The organism is Maledivibacter halophilus, from assembly GCF_900167445.1.
GTDB classification, from domain to species: domain Bacteria; phylum Bacillota; class Clostridia; order Peptostreptococcales; family Caminicellaceae; genus Maledivibacter; species Maledivibacter halophilus.
In genome coordinates this window covers 399,254-410,856 of record NZ_FUZT01000003.1, presented here as the reverse complement: position 1 = coordinate 410,856, position 11,603 = coordinate 399,254, and the positions used below count along the sequence as shown (strand labels likewise).

Annotated in this window: 10 protein-coding genes; 5 read left to right on the top strand and 5 right to left on the bottom strand. The window is 29.8% G+C overall.

Annotated features, from left to right (window positions below; genetic code table 11):
* Positions 1–30 precede the first annotated feature (30 nt).
* The gene (locus B5X81_RS07870; RefSeq protein ID WP_208985013.1) at positions 31–1,401 is read left to right on the top strand and encodes a GntP family permease; all 1,371 of its coding nucleotides are present in this window, start codon (positions 31–33) and stop codon (positions 1,399–1,401) included.
* Between the two features lie 233 nt (positions 1,402–1,634).
* Here B5X81_RS07870 and B5X81_RS28380 read toward each other — a convergent pair whose 3' ends face one another.
* Both B5X81_RS28380 and B5X81_RS07865 read right to left on the bottom strand, forming a co-directional pair.
* Positions 1,635–1,769 (bottom strand): hypothetical protein, encoded by a 135-nt coding sequence (locus B5X81_RS28380; RefSeq protein WP_280175252.1) that lies wholly within the window; start codon positions 1,767–1,769, stop codon positions 1,635–1,637.
* Positions 1,770–3,947: 2,178 nt separating this feature from the next.
* Positions 3,948–4,190, bottom strand: a complete 243-nt coding sequence (locus tag B5X81_RS07865) for a hypothetical protein (RefSeq protein WP_079490731.1) — start codon at positions 4,188–4,190, stop codon at positions 3,948–3,950.
* 137 nt (positions 4,191–4,327) lie between these two features.
* Between B5X81_RS07865 and B5X81_RS07860 the strand changes: the two genes are divergently transcribed.
* Positions 4,328–5,128, top strand: a complete 801-nt coding sequence (locus B5X81_RS07860) for a hypothetical protein (RefSeq protein WP_079490730.1) — start codon at positions 4,328–4,330, stop codon at positions 5,126–5,128.
* Between the two features lie 86 nt (positions 5,129–5,214).
* Here the strand turns inward: B5X81_RS07860 and B5X81_RS07855 are convergent, their stop codons facing one another.
* Positions 5,215–5,442, bottom strand: a complete 228-nt coding sequence (locus B5X81_RS07855; protein WP_079490728.1) for a glutaredoxin family protein — start codon at positions 5,440–5,442, stop codon at positions 5,215–5,217.
* A 538-nt stretch (positions 5,443–5,980) separates the two neighbouring features.
* Between B5X81_RS07855 and B5X81_RS07850 the strand changes: the two genes are divergently transcribed.
* A complete protein-coding gene (locus tag B5X81_RS07850) occupies positions 5,981–6,976 on the top strand; it encodes a CotS family spore coat protein (protein ID WP_079490727.1) in 996 nt (331 codons plus the stop codon).
* Positions 6,977–6,997: 21 nt separating this feature from the next.
* Here B5X81_RS07850 and B5X81_RS07845 read toward each other — a convergent pair whose 3' ends face one another.
* Positions 6,998–7,792, bottom strand: a complete 795-nt coding sequence (locus B5X81_RS07845) for a glycosyltransferase family A protein (protein ID WP_079490725.1) — start codon at positions 7,790–7,792, stop codon at positions 6,998–7,000.
* A 431-nt stretch (positions 7,793–8,223) separates the two neighbouring features.
* Between B5X81_RS07845 and yabG the strand changes: the two genes are divergently transcribed.
* A complete protein-coding gene (gene yabG / locus B5X81_RS07840; protein ID WP_170917324.1) occupies positions 8,224–8,946 on the top strand; it encodes a sporulation peptidase YabG in 723 nt (240 codons plus the stop codon).
* Between the two features lie 250 nt (positions 8,947–9,196).
* Positions 9,197–10,669, top strand: coding sequence for a recombinase family protein (locus B5X81_RS07835; RefSeq protein ID WP_330397357.1), 1,473 nt, complete (start codon positions 9,197–9,199; stop codon positions 10,667–10,669).
* 36 nt (positions 10,670–10,705) lie between these two features.
* On the opposite strand, the gene speD is transcribed toward B5X81_RS07835, so the two are convergent.
* Complete coding sequence (gene speD, locus B5X81_RS07830; RefSeq protein WP_079490721.1) at positions 10,706–11,518, bottom strand: adenosylmethionine decarboxylase; 813 nt, start codon at positions 11,516–11,518, stop codon at positions 10,706–10,708.
* Positions 11,519–11,603: the final 85 nt, after the last annotated feature.

Genomic DNA, 11,603 nt, shown 5'->3' with positions numbered 1-11,603 from the left:
AAAAAATATAGTAATGAAGGGAGTTAAATTATGTTAGGTGTTATTGGTATTATTATTTCATTAGCTTTACTTATGTACTTAGCCTACAGAGGCATCACAGTTCTTATTTTAGCACCAATATTGGCAATGGTGGCGGTACTGTTCTCAGGAGATTTACCTATATTGGCAAGCTATACTGAAATATTCATGGTAAACTTTGCAGGATATGCAAAATCCTATTTCCCACTCTTCCTATTAGGTGCAATATTCGGTAAAGTAATGGATGCTTCAGGGGCAGCCAAATCAATAGCCCATTTCATAGCTAATAAACTTGGAAAAGATAAAGCGATTTTAGCAGTTGTATTATCTTGTGGTATATTAACCTATGGAGGAGTTTCATTATTCGTTGTTGCATTTGCTGTTTACCCAGTGGCAGCAGCTTTGTTTAGAGAAGGAAATATTCCAAAAAGATTTATACCGGCAGCAATTGCCCTTGGTTCTTTTACCTTTACAATGACAGCATTACCAGGTACTCCTCAAATTCAAAATGCTATTCCTATGCCATTCTTTGAAACCACTGCATGGGCAGCTCCATTCCTTGGACTTATAGGTGCAGCTGTTATGTTTGGGGGAGGAATGTTCTGGCTTACAAAGCGTTCTAAAAAGGCCATGGCAGCTGGAGAAGGATATGGTGAACACAAAGAAGATATTAAAGAATTTGATATGGATAAGCTTCCCAGCTTTATTGCTGCATTAGCTCCAATAATTTTAGTGCTAGTTTTAAATTATTTGCTAGGAAAACTATATTTTGCAAATATGGATGGAGGGTATCTAGAACAATTTGGAACCACATTAGATAAGGTTAAAGGTATATGGAGTATAATAATTTCCCTTGTGGCATCTATAATATTAGCATTAATATTATTCCGTAAAAATATTAATGATATGAAGGATACAGTAAATCAAGGAGCCTATGGTTCATTATTAGCTATAATCAATACTGCATCAGAGGTTGGTTATGGAAACGTTATCAAATCTTTAGGAGCTTTTGCGCTGGTTAAAGCAGCTATATTAGCTATTCCCGGCACACCACTTATTTCCCTTGCAGCATCAACAAGTATACTTGCAGGTATAACTGGTTCTGCTTCAGGCGGTATGAGTATAGCTTTAGGAGCATTAGGGGATATATATATGCAAAAAGCTGCTGCCCTTGGCATAAGCCCCGAGGCATTTCATAGAATAGCTGCAATGGCTTGTGGTGGATTAGATACACTCCCTCATAATGGAGCAGTTATAACATTATTAGGTATTACAGGACTTACTCACAAACAGTCCTATGCAGATCTTGGAATGTGTACTGTTGTAATCCCCCTTTGTGCTACGATAGTGACTATTATTGCAGCATCCTTTGGTATAGTATAATAATTTATGAATATAAACAAATAAGAAAATTTATGAATATAAACAAATAAGAATAAAATTATAAATTTCCAACACAAAAAGCTCTTCCTAAGAAAATTTAGGGAGAGTTTTTTGTTAAAATACTATATAAATACAAAAATGAAAAAGACCTCTACTATAATAAACCATAAGCATATTAAATAAAGGTCTTTTTACAAATTTATATTATATTAAGAGGAGGGATACTTTTTAGCTTATCTCATCTTTTGTTTAACAAAGTCACTAGAAGCTGATTCTTTTTCATAATCAGAAGCATCAAGTAAAAAATAAATTACTATCATTATTATAACCATTAACACTTCCATGCCATCACCACCAAGATATTTCACCGTTTTTTACTTAATATTATTATAGCATGGAATCAATCCAAAAATTGTAATGTAATAGAATTGTAAAATGATTGTAACTTCTGTAAAGGACAAGCTGTATAAATTTGATGTAAAGGATAAATAAGCTGAGGGTAAGCTCAGCTTATTGTATGAAGTAGATTGATTTAATGATAGGGTTTATTGGGATAAATATATCTATCATCTACCCAAATGAGATCTCCAACTAATATAAGGAGCAGTAAAAACAAGATTAATCTACTTTCCTTGATTACAAAAGCCATTCCCTGCACCCCCAATTAAAAATGAAAGAGTTATTATACTATTATATTACTCTTGATGTGGCTAAAATGTGATGTTTAAAACTAAAGATCAATGTAATTTTATATATTATCGACATCCATAGCCGCAGTTTCCGAATCCAAAGAGGATTACTAATATAATAATTAAAATAAAGATAAAACTATTGTCGTGGCAGGGATAGTTGGAATGATATCTTCTTGACATCCATAACACCTCCTAATAGATTACAATACCTTATTATAGATAGAATTTATTAGTACAACAGGTTAAATTTATTTCATTATGGTTAATAATATAATATTCTGGCTATTTATAAAATGTTCTTTACATAATATTTTGTATAAAGCCAAAAAAGCTGAGGCAAGACCTCAGCTTTTAAAATCCTCAAATTACCAAAATTAGTAATTAAAGCATAGACAATCGCCTACTAGGATAATTAGTAATAAGAAGAGAATTAAATTACCACCACTATTGTATCCACCACCACAACCCATATATTTCCCTCCTTTTTTTCGAATATTAAGCTTCCCTAGCTCATTAACAGTATATTCATAGAATCAAAAAAAGTGATAATATATAGACAAAAAATAATACACATAGCACAAAAAAGTTTTTTATGCATATAGATTAATTAGCTGAAGATAAATCTTCAGCTAATTAATTTTAAATTAACATCTACCAAAACCATCAAGGCAGAGACAATCACCTACAAGAATTATTAATAATAGGAAAAGAATTAAATTTCCTCCATCAAATAAACCACGTCTGTCACCCATTAATTTTACCTCCTTAATTTATAATACTTTTTAAAGTCAATTATATATAGTGAAAAAATCTTGTTATTTGAAATTTAGTATTTATTAAAGCAGAGACAGTCACCTACAAGGATTAGTAACAGTAGAAAAAGAACTAAGTTACCATTATCAAAAGAACCATAACCACCAGACATATATATTTCCCTCCTTACCAAAAAACTAAGTTATATCAGCTTGCTTTATATATTTTAAAGGATTTTAGAAGTATTCATATTGCTGCATAGATAATTATTATTATATAGACAACAATATGATTTTGAATTGTCTATATATAGCATATTATTCAGGAAATATACAAAGTGTGATTATATAAAAAAATAAAGGCTTAGGAAAATTTCAGCCTTTATTTTAAATAAATTAAATTGCTATTAGCAAATATTGCATCCATCGAAGCAGAGACAGTCACCTACAAGAATGATTAATAGCAAGAAAAGAATTAGATTACCACCACCAAAAATACCGCCGCGTCCATAGCCATTAGCCATAAAATTGACCTCCTTAATTACTTATTGAGCTTGCCTAGCTCAATAACATATTATTCAGAACATAAGGAAAATGTTCCTAGATATAAAAATAAAAGCTGAGGCAAAACCCCAGCTAATATTATTTCAATTGTTAAAGGATAAAGCAGTATTAACAAATATTGCATCCATCGAAGCAGAGGCAATCACCTACAAGAATTATTAATAATAGGAAGAGAATTAAATTACCACCACCATGATATCCACCACCACAAGACATATATTCAACCTCCCTTCTGGCTTATTAAACCCTTATAAAGATAAATGAAATTAAAAATTATTTTTTCCTGCGGCTATCTACCTTTATGGTTGGTTCAATAATATATTATTCCAAAGTAAAAAGAAATGTGAATATTAGAATAAATAATTTGATTTACTAGCACAACAGACTAAATTAGCATTTTGGATCACAATCATAATTGCATAAGCAGTCACCTACGAGAATAATTAATAATAAGAAGAGAATTAAATTACCACCTTCAAATAGGCCACGGCCGCCAAATAAATTATTCATGAATTAACCTCCTTTTGATATAGATTTTTTACTTATTTTCTAACATTTCTATAAGCTTATCTAGCTTTCTCTGTTGGGATTCACTTAAAAAGTCCCTTATTTTATTCAAAGAAGCTATTTGCCTTCTAAACTCTTCATCGCTCATATTAGCTCTAATTTTTTTAACCTCATTAATTAGTTCATCTCCGCTTCTGCCCTTATACGCTTCCTTTAACTCTTCAACGGATTCCTTCATTTTCTTAAATTTTCTTTCATTCATGTCTTTTCTCATATTAAAACCTCCAATTGAATAAAATTTACTACAGGGAAACAGTGTCAATGTTTATATTAAACATAATATGCGTAACAAAAAGAAACGTTCACGCATAATATAAAAATATGATTACCCATAATGTAGGGGGCGATAATATGGAAGATTTAACTAATTTCAGTGAAAATGAAGATAAAAAAATAAAAGAAGAAAGTAGTAGTAAAATATTTGGACTAGATAAGGAATTATTGCTGCCTATAATGTTTATATTTATGATTAACCAAAATGGTACAGATTTTCCCATAATGGATAATATAAAGAAAAGAGTAAATGAATTAACAGACATGCTATTTAATATGCAATTGTCAACGCAGGATATAGATAATGCCATGAATATGGTAGATTCAGTTAGTCCTTATATGAATTCTGATAATTCGCTTATGTTGAATAAACTCTCTAATTTTTTATCTGCAATGCACAAAATTTCTACTGTAAAGGAGTTTGGAAGTGATATGGCTAGAAGTTCATCTGATGGTTCTCAAAAACCTGTAAAATTCAAGAACCAAAGGCAAAAAGCTTTACATATGCTGGGTGCTCTTGAACAATTTATGGATGAACCAACTAAGAAAAATATGCAAAACTTTAAAAATACCATAACTATGTTAGATAAATTTGATGAAGTAAATAAGACCATGAATGAAAAAAGAAAAAATGGAGGAAACATGGGCATTAAGGACATGATACAATTAGTAGGTCCAATGTTAGGAAATATAGGTGGAAAAAACTTTCCCAATGCTGAAAAAATTGATAGTATGATTAGAATGATGCAAATTATGTCTGCTCTAGATGAAAGTGATCTTGATTCTCAAGGCACAGAAAGTAAAGTTGAGGAAGAGGACGAGGGAGGATTTTTTGAATTTGTCATTGATAGATACGATGATGAAGAAGATGAAGAATAATAGGGCTATATTATGACAAGCAAAATAAATTTTTTATCTTTATATTTAACACAAAAAAGGACCAGTTTAATGGTCCTTTTAAAGATTTACAAAAGTAATTCATCAATCTTATTTTTATCAAAACCAACAATTACTTCATCGTCAATAAATATAGCAGGAACACCCATGATTCTTCTTTTAACAAGTTCTTTTCTTGCTTGTGGATCAGTTTGAACATTTCTTTCTTCAAATTCTACGTTCTTCTCTGAAAGATACTCTTTCGCAGTATGACAATGTGGTCAAGTGCTACTAGTAAAAACAACAACTTTTTTCATTTAATACACCTCCTAAGAACATTATTACCCATATATATAAAAAAAAAACATACTTATTTGAGCAAATTGCATAATTACCTTCTGTAAAAACTATCTACTACATATAATTTTAAAATCTCCAAAGACATACCACCGAAATATATTTAATTCTAAATAATTAACTTAAGGATAATATTCGCATATGCAATCCAGCCAAGTCAGAATTATGCAATTTCCTCATTTAAGTATAATATAAAATTATATATAGAGATTTAAATATATAGTTTCTCAGTCATACATCTATATAAATGTACGCCTTTAAAAGTTTAATTTGCGGTCGGAGCCACTGAGAATCCTTTTGGCTCATGTAATAAACCTGTTTTAAATCGAATAGTAAAAAGGATAAACAGGTTTATAAAAATCGCTCAAAAGAAAACCTCAGAGGCTCCTTCCTTTCTTAAGTTTTATTGGCGTACATTTATAGAGGCATGCATAAATAAAGACTTACTTTATATGGATTTAAGTAAAGATTTTAGTTTATATATAAGGATGTGTAAATATGAGGGATAAGATAAATGAAATTGTTAACAAGTTTGATTGCAGATTAATCAGAAGTATTCCAATAAATAAAAACCAGGTTGTACATACTGATAAAGGTATTTTCTACTTAAAAAAAATTAACTATAGCATAACTCAAGTTCTTTTTATTCATGATGTCAAGGAAAATCTTGTTCGTAAGGGCTTTAAAAATCTAGACAGATATATGGTGTTTAATAAAAGACCATATATACAGTATCATAAAAATTATTATGTTATGACAAGATGGGTAAAAGGGGAAAAATGTAATTACAATGATGTCGATGAACTAAAGCAGGCAGCAGCATGTTTAGCCAAATTCCATGAGCTTACAAGGGGAATTATTTCTTTTGCATCCGGTGAACTTGAATCAGATATAGGAAAACTTCAAAAAGTTTATCTGGATAGATGTGAGGATTTTTTATATATAAAAAGCCTTATAAAAATGAGGGATGTTAAAAGTAATATAGATAATTTACTGTTAAATAATATAGATTTGCTTTATGATATGGGAATTGAGTCAGTAAAAATGCTACAGAAAAATGGATATTTTGACCTTTGTCGAAAAGAAGCAGCCGTAAGGGCTCTTTGTCATGGGGAGTATAATTATAAAAATATAATTTTAGATGAAAATAGAGAATTTAATATAATAAAATTTGATAATTGTAGATTTGGATTAAGATGTTATGACATAGCATGTCTAATTGTAAGTGCTTTAGATAAACTAAACTGGGACTTTCAAAAGGCTCTAATAATTTTAGAGGAGTATAATAGTGTTAGAAAGCTTTGGGAAATAGAATATAAGATAATATTTTCCTTTATTCAATTTCCCCAGGACATTTGGGAAATAGCAACTAGATACTATTATGATGAATATGATTTATTTAAAGACAAATACTATAAGCTTTTAAAAAGTAAAATAGAAAAACTTCCATATAAGATTAATTTTTTATATAAATACAAAGAAAAATTTATTTGAGCAAATTGCATAATTATTTCTTCATTTGAAATCATCTTCTATTAAATATTTCAATATATCAAAACGCCTACTTTTATGGTAACCTAAAAATTCCATGCCATCAAAGCCTCTTTTACTAGGATTACATTGATAAGTCAATGAAGCTTCAATACAGTCCCCAATAATTGTTTTAGCTATTTGACAGGCGTGGTATTCGTCCTTTATTGTTGACTTTAACATATGGTTGGGGATTATTGTGGATACCTTTATATTCAAATTATTTTTTGCTGCTAAAGCCAATGATACAGGAGGCATAGCAAAGCTTTCAAATCCCACTTTATCAATAAATCTTCTGGACACTCCATGGGGGCCATGGCTTGGGATAGCATAACCAATTTTTTCAAATAGCCCTAATTCCATATTTAATTGACGTCTAAAGGCTAAAAGTATTTTAGCCATATTGCTATTATTTTGAATTTCATGATAACAATCGGTAAGTGCCATATCTATGTTATTAAAGGACAAATCATAAATGATTTCATTTATATTGTCCTCAATATCTCCTGTCATATCGCCATCTACGAAAACACAACTCTCTGCCCCATCTTTATAGGCAAAAAGTGCGCCTATGGCCCTTGGGATATCTAAGCCAAGGGGTTTGTTAAAATAATTAACTATTATTTTATTACTATTTATATTAGAAACCTTCTCAAGGGTATTATCTGTAGAACCATTAATTAAAATTAAAATTTTATCCACATCTGTTTTTATAAGCATATCTAAAGTTTTATCAATTCCATCTCCTTCATCTTTAGCCGGTACAACTGCATATATCATTTTATCACCACCGGGTTTTAAGTTCTAAGTTTAAAGTTCAAAGTTCTAGGGCCAAGTCTTTTAAAGTCAAAGTTATAATTATAGGGTCTTTCAATAGTAAAAAATAAGTAAAGTGCCAAATTAGAGTTATGCAATTTCCTCAATTAATAAACTACTTAAACATCTATTACCTTCTTTCTTTTTCCTATTTCTACTGCTTAAAAGATATAACCCTAATCTTAGAACTTACAACTTAGAACTCTCTATTATATTCTACTCATAATACAATTTATAGGTTACTATGCACCTAAACCTTTGAAAAATCATACTATATAATACAGTAGTTTATAATTATGCCCAGATTAATAATTATAGGAACTATGCAAAGGCTATATATGGATAATGGAGTTTCTGATTTCTATAAAATGGGGGTTATAGGAGGAAATATATTAATGACTAATCTAAAAATAGGAGATATAGTAGCTAGAAAGTCATATGATTATGATATTTTATTTAAGGTTACAGATATAGTGGTTGATGAAAATAATAAGAGAACCTTGATTTTAAAGGGAACTAATCTTCGGATTATTGCAGATTCCCCTGAGAGTGATTTAACAAAGGTTCCATTAAATAAAGTTAATCAGTTTAATAAAGTTTTTAGTAAAAAAATAACTCATATAGTAAAAAATATTTTAAAAGAAAGAAAGGAAAATTATTATAGAAGCTTAACAAGAAGTGCTTTAGAATATTCAAGAGATAGCAACCATTTTGGAAGGCCAGGTAAAGTATTACATTTAGATGGTGATGGAGAATATATAGATGTATGTCTTAAAGTATATGAGCAGCTGGATATTGAAGCTGTAGGTAAAATTGTATCTGAAGAAGAACAACCGAAGGTAGTGGGAAAGCTACTTAGAGAATACAACCCCGATATATTGATTTTGACAGGCCATGACAGCATAATAAAGGGAAAAGATGATTTTGTTGATATAAGCAATTATAAAAATTCAAAATACTTTGTTGAAAGTATAAAAGAAGCCAGAAAATATGAACCAAGTATGGATGAACTTGTAATATTTGCAGGAGCATGCCAATCTTTTTTTGAAGTTATGATTGAAGCAGGGGCAAACTATGCCAGTTCACCCCATAGAACACTAGTGATTTGTAGAATGTAGAATAATTTTACTTAAAATATAATATATTCTAAAAAGGAGATGATTAAGTGGACAGAACCCAAAGAGAAGTTGAATTCTATTATGAAGGTGAAAAAAGCCTTGAAGAGATTTTACTTGAATTAATAATTGTAAAAATATTTGCCAGCCAATGATTAATATATAAATATACCCTTGTAAAGTTTGATTCAAGGTCATGGCCGCCGAGATTTCCTTATTAAGTTCTATTTGCGTAAATTTATGGTGAGGTGATATTATTTTAAGATGTGCTGTATATGTTAGGGTTTCCACAGATATGTTAACTCAAAAAAGTAGTATAGCACATCAGAAAAGTTATTTTGAAAAATACGTAAGAGAAAGGGGCTGGCAGCTTTATAAGGTTTATGAAGATATAGAAAGCGGCATGTCAGTAAAAAAAAGAGAAGGATTAAAGAGATTAATAGAGGATTGCCAGAGGGGTTTTTTTGAAATACTTCTGACAAAAAGTATTTCAAGATTTGCAAGAAATACTTTAGAGGGACTTAAATATATAAGAGAATTTAAAAAGAAAGGTATTAGGTTTATTACAATAGAAGATGCCTTTGACTCAGATCAATATGATGAATTTATGTTTACTCTATTACTTTCCATGGCTCAAAAAGAGTCGGAAAAAATCAGTCAGCGTATAAAATTTGGTAAAAATCAAAGAGCAAACAAAGGACTTTACAATGGAAGCAATCCTCCCTATGGATATAAAAAGGCTGGGAAAAATGATCTAATACCAGCAGGGGATATAACAACGGAAGTAGTAAAACTCATATTTAAAATGTATATACAGGGGGAAGGGCTTTATAAAATAGCCAAGTATTTAAATAAAAAGGGATATCCTACTCCCAGCATGGCAGCTGGAAAGACCAATAACAATAATTTATGGCATCAAAGCACCATAAAAAATATACTTACAAATGAAATATATATAGGTAATATGGTCCAAAATAAAAGTAAAACAAAGGATTTATTAAATGGAATAAGAGAGGCGAATTCAAAGGAAGAATATATAAGGGTGAATAATACCCATAAAGCCATAATAGATGATAAAAGCTTTGAGCTTGTTCAGCGAATTTTGAAAAAGAGGAGAAGAAAAATAACAACTACTGGAAAACATCTATTTACTAATATATTGTATTGTGGACATTGTAATAGCAGGCTGCATTATAAAAAGAATAAATTCTCCTATATCTGTGGAAGAGTAAACAAGATGGGCAAGAGCAGCTGTAGGGGCTGTTACATTAAAGAAGAAGAGCTAAAGGGATTAATAGAAAAAGATTTAATGAAGCTTATTGGTAAAAATGTGGACTTGGATAGATTTAATGAAAAATTAAAAGTAGAAATAAAAAAGAATCAAAACACTAATCAATTTATTTCTCTAGATAAAGAAATTAAAAATACAGTAAAAAGAAAAAATAGGCTTTTGGATATATTTATAGAGGGCTTAATAACAAAGGAAGAATTTAACTCAAAGAATATGTCCATAGAAAACGAAATAACTCTCTTACAAGAGAATAAAGCAGGATTGGAATTATATAATAATAGGCAAATTGATATAGAAAGCTATAATAAACTGTATGAATATATAAAGCTAGACAGTATAGTAGTAAATAAGCTAATAAGAAAAATAACAATTTATAATGCTTGTAAAATAGAAGTGATTTATAATTTTGGCAATAAAAATATTGTATATAATTAAAGGCGTCCACATGATATGACGCCTTTATATAATTTTCTATTCAATATTCATTCCATAAAAAATTTCATTCATTTCTTTATTAAGTTTTTCTATTATAGTATTCTTCTCATGAGTAGTTAAATCTTCTTCATTGATTTCAAAGAGATAAGTAGCGAGGTTTATATCCTTTAATTTCATTTTTGTATGAAAAATATTGGATTGATATATATTCATATCAAATAATGTGTATTTATTTATGGTATCTTCAGAAATATAGTCTTGTATAGAGGTTATCTTATGGTCTATAAAATGCTTTTCACCATCGATATCTCTAGTAAAGCCTCTAACTCTGTAATCGATAGCTATTATATCTGAATCAAAGCTATCTATCAGATAATCCAGAGCTTTTAAGGGAGAGATTGTACCACATGTGGAAACATCTATATCTACCCTAAAGGTACTTATTTCATTTTGGGGATGACTTTCAGGATATGTGTGGACTGTTACATGACTTTTATCCAGATGCCCAACTATATTTTTTCGAATTGGAGTTATAATTCCTCTATTACATGAAGGGTCAACTACATATAAAGGGATCTCCTCTTCAGAAATTAATAAAGTCACACTTGCACCCTGGGGATTATAATCTTGTTTTGCAACATTTAACACACTGGCACCTATAGTCTCAGTTACATGGGTTAGAATATTTGTCAGCCTTTCAGCATTATATTGTTCATCGATGTATTCTATATATCTTTTTCTATCTTCCTGAGTCTTTGTATAGCAAATATCATAAATGTTAAAACTTAAGGTTTTAGTTAAATTGTTAAAGCCATATAGCTTTAGTTTGTTTTTAACTAGTTTTGCCAACTACCATTCCCCATTTCTATTTTAGAATATTAGTATTTGAGGAAATTGCATAATTACGTCATTTAGAAATTAAATCCCTATAATT